General features: G+C 66.9%; 21 protein-coding genes and 1 pseudogene. 12 read left to right on the top strand and 10 right to left on the bottom strand.

The window, feature by feature from the left end:
- The first annotated feature begins 125 nt into the window (after positions 1-125).
- The 4 genes from ACRAWC_RS10725 to ACRAWC_RS10710 all read left to right on the top strand — a co-directional run bounded on the left by ACRAWC_RS10725 (position 126) and on the right by ACRAWC_RS10710 (position 3,453).
- Positions 126-779 carry a DedA family protein gene (locus ACRAWC_RS10725; protein ID WP_431347708.1) on the top strand — a complete coding sequence of 218 codons (654 nt, stop codon included), beginning with the start codon at positions 126-128 and terminating at the stop codon, positions 777-779.
- A gap of 30 nt (positions 780-809) precedes the next feature.
- A complete protein-coding gene (locus tag ACRAWC_RS10720; RefSeq protein WP_431347707.1) occupies positions 810-1,112 on the top strand; it encodes a hypothetical protein in 303 nt (100 codons plus the stop codon).
- Positions 1,113-1,316: 204 nt separating this feature from the next.
- On the top strand, positions 1,317-2,090 hold the full coding sequence (locus tag ACRAWC_RS10715; RefSeq protein ID WP_431347706.1) for a glycosyltransferase: 774 nt from the start codon (positions 1,317-1,319) through the stop codon (positions 2,088-2,090).
- A 472-nt stretch (positions 2,091-2,562) separates the two neighbouring features.
- Positions 2,563-3,453, top strand: coding sequence for a hypothetical protein (locus ACRAWC_RS10710; RefSeq protein ID WP_431347705.1), 891 nt, complete (start codon positions 2,563-2,565; stop codon positions 3,451-3,453).
- A 15-nt stretch (positions 3,454-3,468) separates the two neighbouring features.
- On the opposite strand, the gene ACRAWC_RS10705 is transcribed toward ACRAWC_RS10710, so the two are convergent.
- Both ACRAWC_RS10705 and ACRAWC_RS10700 read right to left on the bottom strand, forming a co-directional pair.
- Positions 3,469-5,379 carry an ArnT family glycosyltransferase gene (locus ACRAWC_RS10705; RefSeq protein WP_431347704.1) on the bottom strand — a complete coding sequence of 637 codons (1,911 nt, stop codon included), beginning with the start codon at positions 5,377-5,379 and terminating at the stop codon, positions 3,469-3,471.
- Between the two features lie 25 nt (positions 5,380-5,404).
- On the bottom strand, positions 5,405-6,016 hold the full coding sequence (locus ACRAWC_RS10700) for a GNAT family N-acetyltransferase (RefSeq protein ID WP_431347703.1): 612 nt from the start codon (positions 6,014-6,016) through the stop codon (positions 5,405-5,407).
- 802 nt (positions 6,017-6,818) lie between these two features.
- Between ACRAWC_RS10700 and ACRAWC_RS10695 the strand changes: the two genes are divergently transcribed.
- Entirely contained in the window at positions 6,819-7,577 is a 759-nt protein-coding gene (locus ACRAWC_RS10695; RefSeq protein ID WP_431347702.1) for a GNAT family N-acetyltransferase, read from the top strand.
- A complete protein-coding gene (locus tag ACRAWC_RS10690; protein WP_431347701.1) occupies positions 7,505-7,990 on the top strand; it encodes a DUF302 domain-containing protein in 486 nt (161 codons plus the stop codon). Before ACRAWC_RS10695 ends, ACRAWC_RS10690 begins: the two co-directional genes overlap by 73 nt.
- A gap of 43 nt (positions 7,991-8,033) precedes the next feature.
- On the opposite strand, the gene ACRAWC_RS10685 is transcribed toward ACRAWC_RS10690, so the two are convergent.
- The 5 genes from ACRAWC_RS10685 to ACRAWC_RS10665 form a co-directional block, all read right to left on the bottom strand.
- Positions 8,034-8,216, bottom strand: coding sequence for a hypothetical protein (locus ACRAWC_RS10685; RefSeq protein ID WP_431347700.1), 183 nt, complete (start codon positions 8,214-8,216; stop codon positions 8,034-8,036).
- A gap of 60 nt (positions 8,217-8,276) precedes the next feature.
- Positions 8,277-8,930, bottom strand: coding sequence for a DedA family protein (locus ACRAWC_RS10680; RefSeq protein ID WP_431347699.1), 654 nt, complete (start codon positions 8,928-8,930; stop codon positions 8,277-8,279).
- Between the two features lie 122 nt (positions 8,931-9,052).
- Complete coding sequence (lgt, locus tag ACRAWC_RS10675; RefSeq protein WP_431347698.1) at positions 9,053-9,967, bottom strand: prolipoprotein diacylglyceryl transferase; 915 nt, start codon at positions 9,965-9,967, stop codon at positions 9,053-9,055.
- A 17-nt stretch (positions 9,968-9,984) separates the two neighbouring features.
- Positions 9,985-12,000: a transglycosylase domain-containing protein gene (locus ACRAWC_RS10670; protein ID WP_431347697.1), complete on the bottom strand. Its 2,016-nt coding sequence runs from the start codon at positions 11,998-12,000 to the stop codon at positions 9,985-9,987.
- On the bottom strand, positions 11,997-12,167 hold the full coding sequence (locus ACRAWC_RS10665) for a hypothetical protein (RefSeq protein WP_431347696.1): 171 nt from the start codon (positions 12,165-12,167) through the stop codon (positions 11,997-11,999). The genes ACRAWC_RS10670 and ACRAWC_RS10665 overlap by 4 nt, the downstream gene beginning before the upstream one ends.
- Positions 12,168-12,322: 155 nt before the next feature.
- Between ACRAWC_RS10665 and ACRAWC_RS10660 the strand changes: the two genes are divergently transcribed.
- The 5 genes from ACRAWC_RS10660 to ACRAWC_RS10640 are packed head-to-tail and all read left to right on the top strand — an operon-like array spanning position 12,323 to position 17,457.
- Positions 12,323-13,390 carry an ABC transporter substrate-binding protein gene (locus tag ACRAWC_RS10660; protein WP_431347695.1) on the top strand — a complete coding sequence of 356 codons (1,068 nt, stop codon included), beginning with the start codon at positions 12,323-12,325 and terminating at the stop codon, positions 13,388-13,390.
- Between the two features lie 8 nt (positions 13,391-13,398).
- Positions 13,399-15,198: an ABC transporter permease gene (locus ACRAWC_RS10655; protein WP_431347694.1), complete on the top strand. Its 1,800-nt coding sequence runs from the start codon at positions 13,399-13,401 to the stop codon at positions 15,196-15,198.
- Positions 15,195-16,109, top strand: coding sequence for an ABC transporter ATP-binding protein (locus tag ACRAWC_RS10650; protein WP_431347693.1), 915 nt, complete (start codon positions 15,195-15,197; stop codon positions 16,107-16,109). Before ACRAWC_RS10655 ends, ACRAWC_RS10650 begins: the two co-directional genes overlap by 4 nt.
- Positions 16,097-16,348, top strand: coding sequence for a TOBE domain-containing protein (locus tag ACRAWC_RS10645; protein WP_431347692.1), 252 nt, complete (start codon positions 16,097-16,099; stop codon positions 16,346-16,348). Before ACRAWC_RS10650 ends, ACRAWC_RS10645 begins: the two co-directional genes overlap by 13 nt.
- A 44-nt stretch (positions 16,349-16,392) precedes the next feature.
- Positions 16,393-17,457, top strand: a complete 1,065-nt coding sequence (locus ACRAWC_RS10640) for a COG4280 domain-containing protein (protein ID WP_431347691.1) — start codon at positions 16,393-16,395, stop codon at positions 17,455-17,457.
- Between the two features lie 37 nt (positions 17,458-17,494).
- On the opposite strand, the gene ACRAWC_RS10635 is transcribed toward ACRAWC_RS10640, so the two are convergent.
- Complete coding sequence (locus ACRAWC_RS10635; protein WP_431347690.1) at positions 17,495-18,058, bottom strand: Chromate resistance protein ChrB; 564 nt, start codon at positions 18,056-18,058, stop codon at positions 17,495-17,497.
- 107 nt (positions 18,059-18,165) lie between these two features.
- Here ACRAWC_RS10635 and ACRAWC_RS10630 point away from each other — a divergent pair, with 107 nt between their 5' ends.
- Positions 18,166-18,483, top strand: coding sequence for a hypothetical protein (locus tag ACRAWC_RS10630; protein WP_431347689.1), 318 nt, complete (start codon positions 18,166-18,168; stop codon positions 18,481-18,483).
- A 626-nt stretch (positions 18,484-19,109) separates the two neighbouring features.
- On the opposite strand, the gene ACRAWC_RS10625 is transcribed toward ACRAWC_RS10630, so the two are convergent.
- On the bottom strand, positions 19,110-19,895 hold the full coding sequence (locus tag ACRAWC_RS10625) for a glucosamine-6-phosphate deaminase (RefSeq protein ID WP_431347688.1): 786 nt from the start codon (positions 19,893-19,895) through the stop codon (positions 19,110-19,112).
- A pseudogene (locus ACRAWC_RS10620) lies at positions 19,888-20,778 on the bottom strand (DUF4862 family protein); the annotation flags it as partial. The pseudogene ACRAWC_RS10620 and the gene ACRAWC_RS10625, both read right to left, overlap by 8 nt.
- Positions 20,779-20,836: the final 58 nt, after the last annotated feature.

Raw genomic sequence — 20,836 nt, 5'->3', positions numbered from 1 at the left:
ATGCGGTGACCGCGTGTTCTGTGCCGCCGACCCTCGCCTGGGTGGGCGGGTGAACGTGATGCCATCGGGGGAGGAGGGCGCCGTTTCTTAGAGGCACCTTGCCTTGTGTCGAAGACACTGGTGGGATGATTTTCCACGCAACCATCCCGCTGCTCGACGCGTCGGCCTGGCTGCACGCGTTCGGGCCGTGGGTGCTGGTGGGGATCGCAGTCGTGGTGTTCATCGAGTCGGGGATCCTGTTCCCGTTCCTCCCGGGTGACTCGCTGCTCATCACCGCGGCGATCCTCGCGCCGCACCTCGGAATCCAACCCTGGCAGGTCGCCCTCGTCGCGGCGGTCGCCGCCTTCGCGGGCGACCAGGTCGGCTACTGGCTCGGGAAGCGGTTCGGCAGGCATCTCTTCAAGCCGGACGCCCGCGTGCTCAAGACCGAACGGCTGGAGCAGGCCGACGCTTTCTTCACACGTTATGGCGGTGTGTCGCTGGTGCTGGGGCGCTTCGTGCCGTTCGTGCGCACCTACGTGCCGCTTGCGGCCGGGATCGCGGCGCTGCGCTACCGGCGCTTCCTGCTCTGGAATGCCCTCGGGGGTGTCAGTTGGACTGTCGTCATGGTGGTTCTGGGCGTGCTGCTGGGCGGTATCCCACTCGTTGCGAACAACATCGACGCTCTGATGGTCGTGATCGTCGCCGTGTCCGTCCTCCCCATCGTGGTCAGCGCGCTGCGTCGCCGGCGCTCCGGGGCCCGGGCACCGGAGCGGGAGCAGAACGCTCCCGTCGAGTGAGCCGACTCGGGGAAGGTGGCGAATCGACGCGTGTCAGTCTGGACCCTGAAGACCGCCGGGGAAGTCCTGGGGGCGCTGAACGTCACCGAAGTCGATCGGCCATGGATGTTCGCCGTTTTCCACCCGGCGCCGGGGTTCGAATCGTGGCGACCGCTTTTCGAAGCCCGCCTCGAATCGCTCAACGATGTCGACCAGGACGGCCCTGAGCAGCGCGACCATGTTGAGTCGGATCTGGGCCTCCAGCAACTCGTGCTGATTTCGGAGACCGGCTCATCCGTTGTCTACGAGGACCTCCATATCCGCGGCGAACGGGCATGGTGGCGGCTGCGCTGACGTGCGCACGCTTTCGCGTGGAGCTCGATCGGGTTGGTCGCAGTGTGCTTGTTTCACCCTCTCGGTGACGCGTTCTCCACCGGGCGGGCTCGGGAGGCTCCGTTGATGAGAGATGCACAATTGCATCTTTCAGGGAACGTCCTTGTTTCTTTGTCGAATATTGGAGCGGCGGGTGTGCGATGGAGATGAGAGCGAGGAGCTTGAATGCGGCAGAGCGCGGGTGCGGAGGGGACACGGGTGGGGGGTGTCTCGGTCGTGGTTCCCACCTTCAACGAGGCGGCCAACGTCGGTGAGCTGATGCGAAGGCTCGCCGCGGTGCTCGATCCCGATCGGAGCGAGATCCTGATCGTCGACGACTCGACCGATGACACGGCGGCCGCGGCCGCCGTGCAGGCCGGACAACTCCCGCACTGTGTCGACATTGTGCACCGGGACGAGCCTGTCGGCGGTCTCTCAGGCGCGGTGCTGGTCGGGATGGGACTCGCCGTCCACGAGTGGGTCGTCGTTATGGACGGTGACCTGCAGCACCCGCCGGAGGACCTGCCCCGGCTGCTTGCGGCGGGGGAATCGCGCGGTGCGGACATCGTGATCGCGTCCCGTTATCGCGATGGAGGGAGCGCGAGCGGCCTCGACGGATCGGTCCGGCACCTGGTCTCCACTGCGAGTACCCTCGTCGCACGTACGTTGTTCCCGCGAAGGCTGCGAGAGTGCACCGACCCGCTGACGGGCTTTTTCGCGGTTCGTCGCGAAACACTGGACCTGGAGGCGATGCAGCCACAGGGCTTCAAGATCCTACTGGAGGTGCTCCTGCGCCATCAGCTGATGATGACTGAGATACCGTTCTCCTTCGGGGTCCGCTCGGCGGGAGCCTCCAAGGCGACCCTCGCCAACGGGTCCGCCTTCCTGCGGCAGCTTGTCGCGCTCCGGCTTCAGCTGACCTCGACAGTCCGAGGCGCAGCCGCCGTGGAAGTCGTGTGACCCAGGTGACGGCCATGACTGTCGCGCTGACCGCTCCCCGTTCCCGGATTCGCAGAGTCGGGGATGCTATCCGCCGGCGGCCGGTCGTCCTGCTTGTGGTGCTCGGGCTGAGCTGTGCAGCGATTGCGTGGCTGCGGATCCCAGCGGTCGCCCAGGGTACGTTCTGGGCGGAAGACGGCAGAACGTTCGTCTCGTCGGCCGCGCTGGGCGGCCCGAGCGTCCACTTCAAGCCCTACGCCGGCTACCTGCACACCGTCCCGCGACTGGTCGCTGCGGGCGTGGTGCTCCTTCCGGTCGATCAGTGGGCGCTTGCCACCACGGCTGCCGCCTGCGCGATCGCGGGAGGGCTCGCGGTCGTCGTCTACGTCTGCGCTCGGGACCTGGTTCCCTGGTTTCCCGCGCGGCTCTTCATCGCCGCGTTGACGGTCCTCGCCCGCTGGCGCCGCGAGAGGTTCTGGGAAACCTCGCGAACGTGCACTCGGTGTTTCTGTGGGCGCTGTTCTGGGTCGTGCTGTCTCGGCCGCGCCGGATGCGGACCGCGATCATCCTCTCGGTCGTGGCGCTCTTCGGGGCGCTGACCGAGATCCAGGCACTCTTCCTCGCTCCGCTGCTGCTGCTGCGCTCCCGCGACCGGCTCGTGTGGATCGTGCGGGCCGGACTGCTGGCCGGGATGGCCGCGCAGCTGGCCGTGACGCTGTGCTGGCCGCGGGCGGAGAACACGAACCCTGCGGTCGATCCTCTGTCGATCGCGTACGGATATCTGATCAACGCGGCCACGCCACTCGTGGTGCCGCAGTCGCAGATAGGACACGTCCTCGTCGCGACGGGTCCCGCCGTCGGCATCGCAGTTCTCGCCGTCGTCGCGGCGGGCGCAGCCTATGTCATGGTCCGCGGAACGCGCGGCCAGCGGCTGCTCGTCGTCGCAGCACTGAGCGGATCCGTCCTGATCTACGTCGCAAGTGTCGCAACCAACCCCGACACCTTCTACGACTACGCACAATTCACCTCGGCACAATTGTCGAACGCCTGGCTCACCCGGTATGGCGTCGTCCCCTCGATGCTCCTTGCGCTCGTCCTCCCGGTTGCGGCGGCCATCGCCCTCCGCCGACGACACCGACGGCCCGCGCTCAGCTGGGCGATCGTCGCGGCTGCCGGACTGGCGGCGGCGCTCATCGTGGCCCAGTTCGGGCCGCAGCTGACCCGGCGTTCATACGGGCCCGCCTGGCAGCCTCAACTCGCCGCAGCCACGGCCGAGTGCCACCGCGACGACGAGCTTCGGTTCGTCAACCTCAAGGAGACGCTCGGTTGGACAGTAACCGTCCCGTGCGTCGACCTGACCGGCAGAGCCGACGCCGACCACTAGGCTCCGAGCGCCTCCTCAGGTGCCGCAATCGTAGAGCGTGTCCCCGGTCACTCCTGCTGCTGCCGCACGCAGCTGCGCTGTCAGGTATAGATCGGGCGGAACGATTTGGCAGTGACCCATGGTCCAACCGGTGAGGGCATCGAGGTTGGGATGGTAGACACCGGTTCTGGCCTCGGCCGGGGAGAGAAGGACGAAGCGCACTCGGCCGGCGGCGACGAGCTCTCGGAATTGGGCGGCGGTGGGTGAAGGGGCCCGCGAAGTGAACCCACCGATGGGGAGAACGCGCGTCTGCCCTCGGAGGATCATCGGTGCCGCGCTTCTCCAGGAATCGGTGGCGAGTGCCCACTGGTCTGATGTCCGGTGTTGCGCGTAGGCGAAGGCGCTCGCTTCGATCGACTCGGTCGGCTGAATGGACCGGTTCGAGTCCAGTCCGATCCCGTACGCTGCATGTCGCACCAGTTTGCGCGCTGCGACGGCAGCGACCTGCGGGCCGCCGTAGGCGTCGTCCGCGGTTCCTGCGAATGCGGGGTTGAGTGTCGAGAGCGTCCAGACGGTCGGCGTGAGCGCGGCCCCCAGGACAGCGAGGACGGTTGCCACGGCGAGCAGGTGACGGATCCGCCCGGGACGAAACGCGTGAAGAGCCAGCGCCGCTGCTCCCAGAGAGCCGAGCGCAGCGACGGGTGCGCCCAGATACGATGCGAACTCGGGGAAGCTTCTCAGAAGCACAAGACACCACGCTGTCTGCACGGCCACGGTGACAGGCAGCGCGATTCGCCAGCGCGTTTCTTCACTGTACGCGCGGATCACCAGGGTTGCTCCGATTCCGGTCAAGCCGGCGACGGGGAGCATCATTGCAGCGAGGTACGCAGTGTGCGGGAGGCTCATCGCGCTGAGGACCCCACCGACGGAGATCAGAAGCAGCGAACACATCGCAAGCCCGGCCTTCAGATTCCGTTGCATGTCTGGCCACCGATGCGTCCTGACCCAGACCACACCGAGGATGAGGCCTGCCGCGGCGACAGGAAAGAACCAGCCGATCTGTGTGGCGTATTGCGGGAGGAAGAACTTGAACGGGGTGTGGGCGATGGCTCCCGGGACGGCCCCCACGATGGCCGCGTTGCCGACCGGGTGAAACAGCGGGTCGCCTGGTAGGGCGCCCGGGACTGCATTGCTCAAGAAGCGGTTGATGCCGTTGTAGCCGAGAACCGTGGAGAAGATGTTGTTGTCGACGCTGCCGTCGAAATAGGGGCGCTGAGCGGAGGGGATGAGCGTCATGGCCGTCATCCAGCTGAGCGAGACGACGACCGTCGCGATCAGGCACCATGTCACGTCACGCACTTTCACGGTTCGCGGCCTACGGCTCAGCCACACGTAGCCGACGCACAACGCGGGCAGCACGAGCCACGCTTGTGCCATCTTCGCCTGGAAACCCAGCCCGACGAGAATACCGGCTCCGAGCAGCCATCCCATTCGCTCCGTTTCGATAGCCCGCTGCCAGGCCGCTACGGCGAGGGCGGTCCACATGGTGAGCAGAGCATCCTCCATCCCGTGCGAGAACATCGAGATCATGAGGGGAGCCGTAGCGAGACTAAGGGCTCCCACGGCCGCGCCGAACCGGCCGCTCCAGCGCGAGAAAACGTAGTATGCGGCGGCGACTGTCACCAATCCCTCGAGGACCTGGGGGAGCGCTAACGACCAGGAGCTGTAGCCGAAGACCCGCGCTGAGAGGGCCTGCGGAATCAGAAATCCGGAGAGCTTGTCCAGGGTGATGGTGGATTGCGGATCGAACGCTCCGAAGAAGAAGGCCTTCCAACTCACCGACATGCTCTTCGCGGCCGTCGAGTAGTAGTCGGAGTATCCGCTCGTGGCCAAGTTCCACGAGTAAAGGATCGCCGTAGCCGACAGGATGCAGAGCAGGACGGTCACATGGCGACGCGCCGCTGAGGAACGCTTAGTGCTGCGAGTGCTTGTCCGCGCCGCCTCGAGTGTGGCCGTCACTTACCTGCCCTTCGTTCGTTCCAACTCGATGGTTCCCCCGAACCGCAGGCCGCGCCGGACTCAGAGCGGCTGATGCGACGGGCCGGTTGTGGGCCTCGCGCGACAAAAGATAGGTGTCGTATCCGGAGACTCGAGCAGCGAGTTGGAATCCGAGCCGCCGCGCGAGTTTCGCGGATGCTTCATTGGTCGACGAAATGACTGCTGTGACGAGGTTCGCGTTGACGTCGTCGAATGCAAACCTCAGAAGCTCGCCGGCTGCTTCCGTAGCGAGTCCGCGGCGGTGGTGATCGGAGCGCAGCAGCCACCCGACTTCCACAGAGCGCGTCGCCGGCGCCACAGTGCGCAAATGGATGGAGACATCACCGATAACGCAACCCTCGTACTCTACTGCCAGCACCAGTAGGCTCCCCGAGCCCCGCAACACTGTATGGCGGGTCCGAGCACGCAGGTGGTCTCTCGCTTCGGACGCGGTCCGCTCGGGCCAGTGCAGCGGCTGACGAACCGCTTCGTCCGCCTCGATGGCCAGCCAGCAGCCGAGGTCGCTCATCCGATACGGCCGGAGCACAAGTCTGTTCGTCCGTCGGGTTGCGGCGACCACCGCCCGTTTGAGCGCAGGCCCACGCCCACCCTGTACCCGATCAATAAGCGCACGCACCTACGCACCCCAATCGTTGAGATCGACAGACATCCGTTTCAACAATCCCCCCGATTTCTTGGGGTGTTCTTACGTGAGGTGGGAGACAGCCGTGAGCCGCCGCTCCGCCCTGCTCGAGGGGGTGCCGGAGCGCCGTCCATTCCCGCCGGGGCTTCGTCCGCTACGCCGGCGGGTACGACGAGGACCGCGGTGAAGCGGTTCTCAGCAGGAATGGTTGCTGTTATTTGCACGCACTGATCGTCTCCTCGGCGCACCAATGCGTTTCCAAGAATTGGACAGCGCCTGAACCGTCCATTCAGGAGCCACGGGGAAACCCTCGAGCACCGCGGTGACGCCCCGGCCGCCACGGCCACGCACATGACGAACAGCCGACTCTCGTCCGCCCTCGCCGAGTACCCGATTCCTCAGCGAATGGTGCAGTTGTCACCCCGATGTCGGCCGAAGTCCTCGATCTCAAACGTGGTGTGAATCGACCTCTTACACGCCTCGAACATTCGTAACGGAGGCTGGGACGGTCGGGAGGCCCGACGCACACCACTCGGCAGGAGAACATGTCTACACGGTCTGTGGGCTTCGACGCGGCATGCGGCGGATTTAAGCTGCCGGACGTTCATCGGACTGTGGACGTTCGGCAAGACTGTTCTGGGCGGGCGACCGCCGCAGATTCGTCGTGGCGCGTCAACATTCCCCGCGAGGCGTTGAAATAGAGCGGATGGGTTCGGTGCTGCGGAAGATGCGCTACCTGGCCGCACCTGGAATGGTGCCAAAAGTGTCGGCCCTCGAGCGCATCACGCCGCGGCTCCTTCTGCGGGCGTACCGGATGGCGGACGCCGGTGATTGGCTTGAGATCGAGCATGACGAGGCCGTCCGGCAAGGCCTCGGCTGGCCGACGCGGACGAGCGCGGCAGCGTATGCTCACCTGCGTGCTCGGACGCACCACACGGTTCTGAGTCGGCCGGGGGATCTGCTCGTGCTCGCGGCGGAACACGCGGGGCACGTGATCGGCGACGTCTCCCTTCACCTCCGGACCGTCGCGCCGGCAACGCGCACCGTGGAAATCGGCTGGTTGCTGCGGTCGGCGTACAGTGGTCGGGGCCTCGCGACCGAGGCTGCGGACGCGATGCTCGACGTCGCCTTCGAACACGCGCATGCGGTGCTGGTGACCGCCGTGGTCAAGGGGTGGAACGAAGCGTCCTCGAAGCTCGCCCTCAGGCTCGGGTTCCGGCTGGTCGCGCAGCGGGGTGAGCTCACGACCTACGTCCTCTCCCGGCAGGATCGCCAGCGCGCGCTTGGAGCGGTGCTGCGCGAGCATAGCGGGGCAATCGCCGACCCCGACGGGCGCTCGCGTGAGGTGTCGGGGTTGCCGGCTGTACCTAGCTACGCTCGGCGAGTTCGGGGATGGTGCGCGACCACGCCCGCGGAACTAAGATCACACCAGTCAGCCGAAGGAACGAGATCGCCGCGTCACTGAGCATTACGATCGGGGCCGCTCCTGTCGCCGCCACAGTCACAGCCCTGCACCGAGAACTGGACGCTCGCGGCATACCCGTCTTCGCCACGATCGATCACGCTGCGGGTGCCGGGTCCGTGGGACTGCATCTGTCCGACGAGGTCGTTGTCGTATTCGGGAATCCCGCCGTTGGCACCCGCCTGATGCAGGCCGACCCGCGCTCCGGAATAGACCTGCCGCTGAGAATCCTGATCTGGGATCAAGACGGATCAACCAACATCGCCTACGAAGACCCCCATCGTCTCGCGGACCGGTTCGACCTCGAGCCGGTCGATGAAACGCTCGACGTAATGGCAGGCCTGCTTCGCCAGCTCGTCGCCGCGATCACAACCCCATCCGAGCAGACCCTGACCGACCATGCGAGCAGACGTTGAGCCGTCCGTGAACATTCGCCCCGGTACCGGCTTCAAAGCGATATCAGTCGAGTGCCCATCGAAAACAGAGCAGCGCAAGGGCAAGTGCGAGTGGACCGACGAGGAAGAGCCATCCCCAGGCATACTCCACGGTGAGGATGACAGCCACGGCAGCGGTTCCGACGCCGGCAACGCAGATGACAAGGCCCAAGAGGGTGCTAAATATGCGTGCCGTCGTGTTTTCCATCGAACCCACCCTACGAGATCCACGGTCGAACCTGGCGGTGTGCGTTCCGCACTCCAACGCCTACTCGACCGGAGCCTCTGCTTCTTCGCGGCGACGGCTCGCAGCGGACCGTCGCTGGCGCAGAGCGTGGATCACCAGGGGTGCCACCGACACGGCGACGACGACGAGCATGAGCACGTCGATATTGTTCGCAACAAAGGGGATGCCGCCCAGGAGGACACCGAGCACGACCATGACGATCGTCCAGCTCACGCCGCCGAGCGCGTTCCAGAGGAGGAAACGCGGGTAGCGCAGTGCCGCGATGCCCGCCGCGAGAGGCACGTACGTGCGCACGAAGGGAACGAACCGGCCGAGCACCAAGGACACGCCGCCGTATCGCGCGAAGAACGCTTCGGCCTGCTCAAGACGCTCGGTCTTCAAGACACGGGCATCCGGCTTGAACAAGCCGCGCCCGAACCGCTTGCCAAGCCAATACCCCGCCTGGTCTCCCGCGAACGCGGCGATGGCTGCGACCACGGCGACCTGCCAGGCCTGAATCCCGAGATGCGGTGCCAGGATCGCTGCCGTGATGAGCAGGGAATCCCCGGGAAGGAAAGGGAACAGCAAACCGGACTCGATGAAGACAACGACGCCGATCCCCACCAGCACCCAGGGGCCGAACGCGTGCAGCCAGGTCGAGGCATCGAGAAACGGAATTGACGCGTGAAAAAGCATTGCTCTCCTTGCGAACCAGAAGCCGAAGCCGTGCAGGTGACCACCACCGTCAGCACCCTCCAGTGTCCCCCGGAACGGAGAACTTCGAACCTTTGGAGGGCCCAGACACCGGGAGTTCCAAGCTAGGGTGCGGCGGATTCCGTTGTCTCGAGGGCGGTTGATACCTCGGATGCGCGGGGGTCACGCGCGGGAAGGGCGTCGCGCAGGTAGGGAGATGGTTCACCGCCGGGGTGTCGCCGCGTCTGCACGACGAACAGGATGACCCCCACCCCTACCGCGACGAATGACGCCCACACGTTTGCGGGGATGCCGAGCCAGCCGTCGCTGGTCGGGTCGATGCGGATGGCTTCGAGCCAGCTGCGGCCGAGTCCGTACCAGATGAGGTAGAGCGCGAGCACGCGCCCCCATTGCAACCGGAATCGTCGCTCGAGCAGGAGGATGACGGCGACCCCGCACAGGTTCCAGATGATCTCGTAGAGGAAGAGCGGGTGGAACAGGGTTCCAGCCGGCATCCCGGCCGGGAACTTGGGGTTCGTGGCCTCGATCTGCAAGCCCCAGGGAAGGGTGGTGGGCAGTCCGAAGAGTTCGTGATTGAAGTAGTTTCCCAATCGGCCCAGGGATTGGGCAACGAGGAGCGCCGGGGCGAGTGCGTCGGCGAATGCCCAGAACCGCAGTCCGGCGCGCCGGCAGGCGATGTAGACGCCGACCGCGCCACCGAGCAGGGACCCGTAGAGAGCGTTCCCGCCGTCCCAGATCGCGAAGATGTTCCAGAGGTTCGCACCGGGGTAGAAGTAGTCGCCGACGTGGGTGAACACATGGTAGAAGCGGGCGCACACGATCCCGAGCGGTACCGCCCAGAAGATGACGTCGAGCACGATTCCGCGGTCCACCCCGCGGCGGCCGAGCCGGTGGGCGGTGATGAACGCGGCGGCGATGATTCCGCTCAGGATGCACAGCGCGTAGGTGTGGATCGTGAGCGGGCCGAGCTGAAACTGCGCCCACTGCGGTGGCGGGCTCGGGATGCTGAGTGCGAACATGCGTCTCTCTTCGGGGTTTAGCCGGCCGGACGGACGGAGCCGCCGACCATGGCCGGGGTCGGCGGGGTGAAGGGGGCTCCGCCGAACCGCTGGTCCAGTACGGTCAGGATGCGGCGAGCGATGTCGAACTTCACGTTGCCTCCGTCGACGCCGTGAAAGAACTCACCGCGGAGGCGAACGGATCCGGAGACGTTCCCGACCCAGGTGGCCGTTGCGATCTTCGTGGTCGAGGTGACGAGCCAGTTCTGGACTGCGTGGTCGGTGGTCCCGGTCTTGGCGAGCATCGGGACACCATCCTGGGGGTTCGCGCTAGCGGCGGTCCCTCCCGCGCGGAGAACGCCTTGCAGGTCATATGCGACGCCGGCCGCGATGTTCCCGGGGATGCCGCGGGTGCAGGAGCTGGGCGAGACCGGACGCGGTGTGCCGTGCGGCCCGGTAACCTTCTCGACCGCGACCGGTGTGCAGACTGTCCCACCATCGGCGATCGCCGCGTATGCGGTCGCCATCGTGAGCGGCGAGATGTAGTTGACGCCGAGGATCATGGATGGGACCGACGTAAGGGGGTTGGCCGACGACGCGGCATGGACGCCGAGGGCCTCCGCGGTGTGCAGGATCGAGCACAGGTCGAGCTTGGTGCCCATCATGGCGAAGGCCGTGTTGACCGATTGCGCGGTCGCCGCCATGACGCTCAGCCGCGATGCCGATCCCTCGTCATTGCTGACCTGCCACGGCGGCCCCGAGACCGGGCCGCAACTGCTGTGGAAGTCAGACATCGGGAAGGTGTGGTGGGAGGCGTCGATCATCTCGGAGAGCGTGTGCCCTGCCTCCAGCCACGCGGCGATCGTGAACGCCTTGAAGGCCGATCCGGTTTGGAAGCCCTGCGACCCACCGTAGGCGGAATCGGTGTTGAAATTCACGGCGGTGGCCCCTGGCCCGGCTTGGCTGCTCTCGTCGAATGACTTGTTCTCGACCATCGTCTCGATGTGCCCGGTGCCCGGCTCCACGGAGATGTTCGATGCGCCGAGGTGCATCCCGGGTTTCGTCGAGGGGATGTAGGCGTCGAGCGCTTGCTGGGCTTGCTGCTGCAGGCCGAGTTTGAGCGTGGTGTAGATCTGCAGCCCGCCCCGGTTGAGAGCGGCCCACCGGTCGGTGGCGGTCTTGCCGAAGGCCGGGTCGTTCAGCAACTCGTCCTTGACGTATTCGCAGAAGAACCCGGCGTCGACCGCGGCCGCGGCTGTGCATCCGCTGGTCGCCGCCGTGAGGTGCGGCTGGATCGTTGTGGCCTTCGCCGCGGCGCGTTGGCCGGCGGTGATGCGATGGTTCACGTACATGCGGTCGAGGACGTAGTTGCGCCGTGCCAACGTGCGGGCGTAGTGATTCGCCGCTCCGTTCGCCGCGTTGCCGGGCTGGTCGATCCGCAGATCCGAGGGGCTGTTGATAATCGCGGCGAGGGTGGCGGCTTGGGGAAGCGACACCGCGTCCGCTGACACACCGAAGTAGTATTCGGCGGCCGCTTGTGCCCCGTAGATGTTCCCTCCGAACCCGACGAGATTGAGGTACGCGGTCAAGATCTGGTCCTTCGAGTACTGCTTGGACACCTCCCCGGCGTAGCGCAACTCCTGGGTCTTGCGTTGCAGTGTGGTGGCGGTTACCTGCTGGTAGCAGTTCTTCGAGGCGCGAGCGTCGGTGAGCGCGTCGCACTGCTGCACCAGGACGTTCTTCACATACTGCTGGGTGATCGAGGAGCCGCCCTCGAGCTGATGGCCCGCCGCGTTGGCGGCCGCGGCCCGAATGGTTCCCACGACATCGATCGGGCCTTCTTCGAAGAATCGGGGGTCCTCAGCCGCGAGCACGGCGGACTTGAGCATTTCATCGGTGCCGCTCCACGATACGTCCGTGCGGTCCTGAGCGAAGAACGATGCAATCGGCACCTGCGTGCCGGCGCGCTGGGCGTACAGAGTGCTCACCTGTGCAGGGGGCTGGATCTTCAGGTAGTCCGGCAGGCCGTTGAACACCGACGCTCCGTCGCTCACCCCAGTCGCCACCATCGCGACAGCGGGGTGACTCCCGCCGAGGCCAGCACGCCCGCGACGACGCTCAGGACGGCGAACGCGACCAGCGCCCCGGCCCGCGCCGGTAGCGCGGCCGTCCGGTGACGGTTCGGATGTGCGCCCGGGCCGGACGATTGCTGGCTACCCACGCGAGCGACGCTATGCGGCGTTCCTGAGTGCGAACCACCCGGACGCCTCCGATCCGTTAACGATCTGTTCAATTCGCGCTCGCTCGCGTGTCGCCTGACACTTCTATCGTCTAACCGTCGTTAGACCACCACCCGAACACTCTGTGGAGACTCAAATGAACCTACGTGGAAAGCGTGTCGTCCTCGCCTCGGCGATTGCCGTCGCGTCCATCGCAGCACTGGCCGGATGCTCCGCCACCGCGGGCGCCGCCGACTCCAGCTCCAGCAAGCAGCCGCTGGTGCTCTATGCGGCGGAGGGCTATGACTCGGCCGTCGCCAAGGCGTTCACGAAGAAGACCGGCATCGAGGTCAAGGTCGACGATGACAGCACGGGTCCGCTGTTGACCAAGATCTCGGCGGAGAAGAACAACCCGCAGTGGTCGATGTTGTGGGTGGACGGCGACACCGCGTTCTCGTCTCTTGATCAGCAGGGTCTGCTCGCGCCGTATACGCCGAAAGCCACTTTTACGGATGCCGGCAAGACGGTTGTGCCCGCAGATCACAGCTACACGCCCACTGGCACCACGGTTATGGCCGCGCTGATTTACAACGCCGCCAAGGCCTCCGCAGTTCCCTCGAGCTACGACGACCTCCTGACTGGCGCCTACCAGGGCAAGGTCGGAATGAACGACCCGTCGCAGTCAGGGCCGACCTACCCGTTCATTGCGGGTCTGATGAATCAGCTGGGCGGCAAGTCCGGCGGCGAAAAGGCGGGAGAGGCGTACCTCACCAAGCTCAAGGCCAACGGGCTGAAGGTGTTCCCGACCAACGGTGACACGCTGCACGCGCTGGAGACCGGCCAGATCGACTACGGACTCATCCAGAGCTCGGCAGCGCTAGGTGAGATCGCGAAGGTCAAGGCGTCGGCGAACTTCCAGCCGAAGGTCGTCTACCTGCCGAAATCGACCCTCCTGCCGTCTGTCATCGCAATCGACAAGGGCGCGAACGCCACGCAGCAGGCCGAGGCGAAGCAGTTCATCGATTACGTCACGTCGGCCGAGGGCCAGAAGGTGATGCAGGGCGCCGACCCGACCGGCGACTCGCTCTACTGGCCGGTGGTTACGGGTGTGGACCCGGCGACCGGCGTCCCCTCCTTCCCGACCGCGTACCAGCAGATCGACCCGGCGTTCTGGGGTCCGAAGCAGGCCGAGGTCGTCAGCTGGTTCGACAGCAACATCAAGTAGGCGCACCGATGCTCGCGATTCACTTCGCCGAGCGGGCCGACGCCGCCCTTCTGCCGAATCGGAAGGGCGGCGCGGTGCCGCTTGCCGCGCCGATGGCCCGTCGGTGGGTGATTCCCCGTCCGAACGCTCTCACCGGGCTCTGGCTCGTCGTCGTCTTGATCCTCGTCCTCCCGATCGCCCTCTTCCTCGCCGTCGCGTTCAGCCCGGCGCTGCTCGGTCAAGGCACCGCCTGGTTCAGCGTGGACGCGTTCCAGCAGGCGATGTCGGGGCCGCTGCTGCAGGCGTTCGCCGACTCGGTCGCCCTCGGCGTGGTCGCGTCGGTCGTCGGCGTCTCAGTGGGCTTCGCGATGGCGTGGGCGGTGCACCGCACGACCATCCCGCTGCGCAGGGTGTGGACAGGCTTCGCCTTCGCGATCCTGCTGATGCCGTCGTACCTGATCGCGCTCGGCTGGGAGCGGCTGCTGGAGCCGAACGGTGTGCTGGCCATCCTCGGTCTTGATGCGCCCTGGGCGCGCAACGTCTTCTACGGACCGGTCGGCATCGCGCTCATCCTCACGGTCAAGGGCGTGCCATTCGCCTACCTCACCATCTCCAACGCACTCCGCGGCCTCGGCGACGAGTTTCTGGAGGCGTCCCGCGTGCACGGCGGAAGCCGCCTCGCCGCGGGCCGGATCGTCGTCGCGCTGATCGCGCCCGCCGTCTGGTCGGCGCTCGCGATCGTGTTCGCCGAGTCGATCAGCGACTACGGTGTCGCCGCAACGTTGACGAGTCTTGCGCACTTCCCTGTCGCTACCGGTGCGATCTACACGGCGGTACAGGCGTTTCCCGCGCAGTTCCCTGTCGCGGCGGCGGTCAGCTGGATCCTGCTCGGACTTATCGTGCTCGCGCTCGTCCTGCAGAACGCCGCCCTCCGCGGCCGCAGCTACCAGACCCTCGGCGGCCGCAGCAGGAGGCCCGCTCGGCGCCAGCTCGGCATCCCCGTGACCATTGCCTGGGTCACGGGACTGACACTCTTCGTCGTCGTCGCGCTCGGCGTCCCCGCTTTCGGCGCGGTGTCGGCCTCCATGATCGATGGCCTCGGGAGCCTGACAGGAACGCACCAGTGGGACTTCGCGAACTACCAACGCGTGCTCACCAGCCCCGACCTGTCCGGTCCGCTGCTCTTCTCGGCCGGTTGCGCAGTGGCGACGGCGACGGTCGCGACCGTGATGGCCGCACTGTGCGCCCGGGTCCTCGCGCGTAAGGGGACTGCCCTCAGCGGGCGGCTGCTGGACTTCGTTCTTCTCGCCGCTGTCGCGCTGCCCGGCATCGTCTTCGCGGCCGGCTACATCTTCGCGTACAACCTCCCGGCAGTGAACGCGGCCGGCATCCACCTCTACGGCACGACAGCGCTGCTGCTGCTCGCGTATCTCGCCTCGGCGCTCCCGTCGACCACGCGAGTGCTGGTCGGCTCGGTCGGCCAGCTGCAGGACAACGTCGTGCACGCCTCGCGGGTGCACGGTCGCGGGCCCCTGCAGTCATGGCTGGGCGTTGGGTTCCCGGTGCTGGCGCGGCCGCTCCTCAGCGCGTGGCTACTCACCTACGCGGGCACCCTCCTCGAACTGCCGGTGTCGCAGCTGCTCAGCCCTGCCGGGTCGCAGCCGATCGCGGTCGGTATCGAGAACGCCCTCGGCAAGTACGACTTCGGCGGCGGGACAGCGATGCAGGTCATCGCCATCGCCAGCGCCCTCGTCGTGGTGGCGGTGGGTTTCGGACTGTTCCGCCTCCTCGCACCCGCGGGCTGGCGCACGATCGGAGAGGCACGATGACGACGACCCAGATAAGACCATCGGCGGCGACGTCCACTGCGGCTGCGCAGCCGGACGCGCATGGCCACGCGGTAACCGTGCGGGGCGCCGCGCGCCGCTACGGATCGGTGCAGGCGTTGCAGGGGGTCGATCTGGACATCGAACCGGGCGGATTCCTCGTGCTGCTCGGCCCGAGCGGGTCGGGCAAATCGACGCTCCTGCGCGGCCTGGCCGGCGTCGAGCGCTTCGACGCAGGCACCGTGCAGTTCGGCCCGCGCGTCATCGCCGACAGCCGCCACCACCTCCCGCCGGAGAAACGCGGCCTCGCCATGGTCTTCCAGGACTATGCCCTGTGGCCGCACATGACCGTTCGGCAGAACGTGTCCTACGCCCTCCGCCGGGGGTCGCATCAGGCAGCCGAGGTGCGTCGGCGCGCGCTGGAGGCAATCGAGAGCGTCGGTCTCGACGGCAAAGAGGACCGCTATCCGCACGAACTCTCCGGCGGCCAGCAGCAGCGCGTCGCCCTCGCACGTGCTCTGGCCGGGCGGCCCCGGCTCATCCTCTTCGATGAGCCGCTCTCGAACCTCGACGCCGACCTCCGTGAGCGGCTGCGCGTGGAGATCGCGACGCTGACCCGATCCACAGGCGCGACAGCGGTCTACATCACCCACGACCAGTCGGAGGCGATGGCGCTCGCCGACCGGATCGGCCTGCTGAACGCCGGTCGCCTGGAGCAGTTGGCCACCCCCGAGGAGCTGTACCGGCATCCGGCCACGAGCTTCGCCGCGCGCTTCACCGGCGTGGCGGGAAGCGCGCGCGGCATCGTCCGTGAGCGGCGCGACGGCGCCACGGTCGTCCTCGCCGCCGATCACATCCTGGTCGCCGCGTCAGGGAGACCGGACTGCAGCCAGGCGATGACGTGGAGGTGCTGATCCGGCCAACAGCGACGACCTTCGTCAACGACGTCTCGGGGCCGGCCGACGGCCGCACGCTGCCCGCAGTCGTGGTCGATGTGGCCTATCGCGGCCGCGGCTACGAGCACGTGGTCGAGACGCCGGTGGGCCGGATCACCGGGGTGTTCACGGCGGCAGCCCGCCAGCGCGGCGCGCAGGCGCGGGTGGCGATCGACCCCGCCGAGTGCCATGCGTTCGCCATTCGCCACACGGCATAACTAACAGCTGTTACACTCAGAGCATCACACTCGGAAGGATCCCCGTGAACTCTCTCGCCCTGGTCATCGCCGTCTTCCTGGCGTGTCTGGTCGAAGCCGTCGAGGCGACCACTATCGTCCTGGCCGCCGGCGCGACACGCAATTGGCGCTCCGCCCTGACCGGCACGGTCGTCGGCGTCGTGGTCCTCGCGGCCATCGTCGCGATCGTCGGCCCGGCAATCACCCTCATCCCGATCGATTTCCTCCGCCTCATCGTCGGTGGGCTGCTCCTGGTCTTCGGGATGCAGTGGATCCGCAAGGCCGTGCTCCGCGCCAGCGGCTACAAGGCTCTGCACGACGAGGACCTCATATACAAGCGCGAGGTCGAGGAGGCCCGAGCGGCCCGCTCGGAGACGCGCTTCGGCGTGAGCGACTGGTACGCGTTCACGCTCTCGTTCAAGGCGGTGCTGCTGGAGGGCCTCGAGGTCGTCTTCATCGTCCTCACCTTCGGTGCGAACCAGCACCAGGTCGGCCTCGCGTCCCTCGGTGCTGCGGTCGCCATCGTCGTCGTCGTCGTCATCGGCATCGTCGTGCGCGCTCCGCTGTCGCGGGTTCCAGAGAACACTTTGAAATTCATCGTCGGTGTGATGCTGACGTCGTTCGGCCTGTTCTGGGGCGCGGAGGGCGCAGCCGCGGTCTGGCCGGGCGCCGATCTCGCGCTGCTGGTTCTGATCCCGGCCGTCGGTGTCTTCTCCCTGTTGCTTGTCGCTGTGCTGCGCCGCCGCAAAGCCGCGCAGACCCGTCGGGAGGCAGCACAGGCGCCCGAGCCCGCGCCTGTGCTCGTGACGACGGCCCCGGGGGCTGGCGAGACGCAACAGCAGGTTGCGCCAGTCACGGCCCCAGCCGCCACCGTCGCCGCGCCGCAGCCGAACGCCGTCACCCGGGGCCTCCGCTCGTTCGGCCTGTTCTGGTGGGACTTCATCGTCGGCGACGATTGGCAGATCGCTGCAGGAACGGCCGTCGCCCTCGCGATCACCTTCGCCGTCAGCTCCTGGGCCGCCGCCTGGGTGGTCATGCCGATCGCCGTGCTGATCCTCATCCCCTACGGAATCCGGCGCGCGCTGAGCTGAGCTGCGCGGAGCACCGCGAATGGAGCCGGGGAGGCCGTCAGTGCCCCTCCGGTTCCTCCGCGTACACGCGAGCGGCGTACTCTTCCAGCGCCTGGGCGCACGACGCCACAGCCTCCTCCGCCTCGATCCGCTTCGGTGCGCCGAAGCGATCGCGGGTCTGTACCTTCTCGAGCCAGTTGACGAGCTTGGTGTAGTCGACCTCGTTTTCCTCCAGCTCGGCATAGCTGAAGTGCTGCTCGGCGTACTCTTTCTCGAGCTCGCGGAGGAACCCCTGGCAACGGTCGATGATCTCCTCGTATTCGTCCGTGCGCGCGGCCTGGAATGCCCCGACGATGCCGGCGTCGCCGGCAAGAACCTCGGAGCGCAGGAGCGCGGCCGTGCCGTTCATCTCGACGATCTCGTGGCGCAGCTTGCGAAGCGCCCGCTCACTCGTCACATCGTCGGGCAGCGCCGCGACGGAATTCTGGAGGTAGATCGCGCCGAGCGCCTTCAACCTCCGCCACACCGTGGCTCGCAGCCGCGTAGGCTCGGAGGGGACCCGGTAGACGAGCACGATCCAGGAGGTGCCGATGCGGTCGTCGTTCTCAGAATCGTCTGCCACCCACCAATCCTAGAAGGGCTCCGCGTGGTCGTCCGATTATGAGGGCGCTGGTTCACGCGGAGTTCACCGGTCCGGGGGAGAATCGCCTCGTGCTGAGGGATACGGGGATGACGACCGCGCACCATGCGTCGCTCAGACACGTCGTCGACGAAGCCGATGCTGCACGTCTGGCACTGGCCCGGCTGGAGTGCGCCGCCGGAGCAGGTGCTCTTGACAGGGGGACGATCATCGAGATCATAGGACGAATGGAGTCCGGAGGTCATTCTCTCGTCGGGCTGTTGCGCCGCCTCGTTCATGATCTCGGCGCGGACGACAACTCGTCGGAGGCTCCCCATCTTCTCGCTGCTGCGGAACACGCGAGGCAGCTCACGGCGTCGCTGCAGCAACTGGGTGCCGTCATCGAACGCCCACAAGCCACGCGGTGAACTCGAGACCCATTCGATACGTCAGCGCTCCGTGGTCTCCCCGCCTGCCCGTTTCAGGGCAAGTAACCGTTGGGTGGATCGACGGAAACTTGATCGCGGTTTCCGGTGTTCACGTTCCGTTGTCGGTGCAACCTGTGCGCGATCCTGCTGGCCTCGCACCAGTCGTTGGTACGCAGTCTGAGCGCGTGATGCTGCGTCGATCCAGTCGTGGATGTATTCGCGCACGCCATCCTCATTCCGGGACAGCAAGGGGACAGTTGCAATCATCTTCGGATTGTGCAGGGCGTCGTTTTCGTTGCGCCCGAGCACCGAGAATGCGGTAATTGGTCGGCTTACCCGACCCTGCTAAGGTGGAGTCCCCGTAAGGGGACCGAGGGTTCAAATCCCTCCGTCTCCGCAGTAAAAACCCTGATCAGGAACACGTCTTGATCGCGGCTTAGCCGCTTACCCCACAAAAGCCCCGCGGAATTCGCCGTTCACCCTTTGATTCATTGGGAAGTCGGCGACGCCCGGCCCCCAGAGCTCTCAATTCGATCGCGCCCACTAGCCGAGTGGCGCCAGCGGCGTCTTACCGTCTAGGTTCCGGAGCCAGAATTTCGCGCTGACCCGGGCGTGATCGCTGTGGTTCAGAGTTTTTGCCAGGCGGGTTTGTGGTCGTAGGCGTACCGGTAGTAGTCGATGTTGCGCAGCCGGGAGGCCGCGGCCTCGTCCACGAGCACGGTCACGTGCGGGTGGAGCTGGATGGCCGAGCCCGGGTTGGAGGCCGACACCGGCCCCTCCACCGCACCGGCCAGTGCCTCGGCCTTGCCCTCGCCGAACGCCAGCAGCATCAGGTGGCGTGCTCGGAGGATGGTCGAGAGGCCCTGGGTGATGCAGTGCATGGGGACGTCGTCCTCGTCGGCGAAGAACCGGGCGTTGTCGCGGCGGGTCTGCTCGGTCAGCGTCTTCACCCGTGTCACCGACGCGAACGAGGAGCCGGGCTCGTTGAACCCGATGTGCCCGTCGGTGCCGATGCCCAGGATCTGCACGTCGACGCCGCCGGACTCCGCGATCGCCTTCTCGTAGTCGGCCCCGGCGTGCTCGATGGTCGCGATGGCGCCATTGGGCACGTGGATGAGTGACGGCGTGAGCCCGAGCGGCTCCACGACCTCGCGCGTGATGACGGCGCGATACGACTCGGGATGCCCCGCGGGCAGGCCGACGTACTCGTCCAGTGCGTAACCCCGCACGTGCGAGACGTCGAGGCCCGACTCGGCGATCCGCCGGGCCAGCGCACGGTGGACCGGCAACGGGGTGGAGCCGGTCGCCAGCCCGAGCACGGCATCCGGCTTGGCGGAGATCAGCCGCTGGATCGACTCCGCCGCGAGCTCGCCCGCCGCGTCCTTGTCTGCTACGACTACGACTTCAGCCATCTGTTCCTCCTACGAGCGCCGCGCCCAGGGCGGCAACCGGTGTTTCATCGGCCTCGCGCAGCACTGCGAGGTTGGCCTCCACGGTCGCGAGCACCTCGACAACCGACTCGTCGCCTGGCCGTCGACTCACCTTCAGCCCGCGCCACGGCGCGTCGCCCGCGGCCCGAAGGGCTGAGCGAGCGGCTGAGCGGGTCAGCAGCGAGCCCGACACCGGATCAGACTCGGCGAAAGGGAGGTGGGCGTCGGCCCACGCCGGTCCGTAGGGGCCGTCCGTGTCAGCGGCTCCGGAGAGGGTGAGCCCCAGGAGTCGACCCGACGCGGCGGCGGCCGTGACCTGCGCGGTGACGGCGCCCGCGTCCCGCAGTTCGACGGCCGACCGCCCCCAGTTCAGCCAGAGCCCCGCTTCCGCGATCCCCTCGAGTGCCGCCAGCTCGTCGGGGAGACCGAGGAAGCCCTTCTCGAACGGGCGGCCCGGTACGGCCGCGTCGCAGTGCTCGATCGCGAGCCTGGAGCCGCTCCAGTCCCACGACGCGAATTCCGCAAGCGAATCCCGGAGGGCGTCGACCGAACCGGACCCGCCGCTGGGGGCAGTGTGCAGGAGGATGACGCTCGGGATCACCGGCAGGCGTGCGAGGTCGCGGCGCATCCGCTCGAGGTCGGCCATGGCGTCCGCCCTGCCGCCCCCATCGGTTGAGGCCAGGCCGTAGCCGGGCGATTCCTTCGAGCGCGTTATCGTCCAAGGCAGCGCAGTGACAACCACCTCGGTTGCGGGCAATCGCGAGACCAGCCAGTCGTCGTCATAAGGGTGGAGGCGGCCGAGCCACGGCAGTTCCAGGGCGTCGACACCGTCCAAGGCGACCAGCTCAGCGAGGAAGCGCTCCTCGAACGCCGGATCCCAGCGCGTGTGTGCGGGGAGGCCGCGTACGCGCTGACGACGGTTC

It is taken from the genome of Leifsonia sp. L25, assembly GCF_050632895.1.
This window is presented reverse-complemented; position numbering and strand designations above follow the sequence as displayed.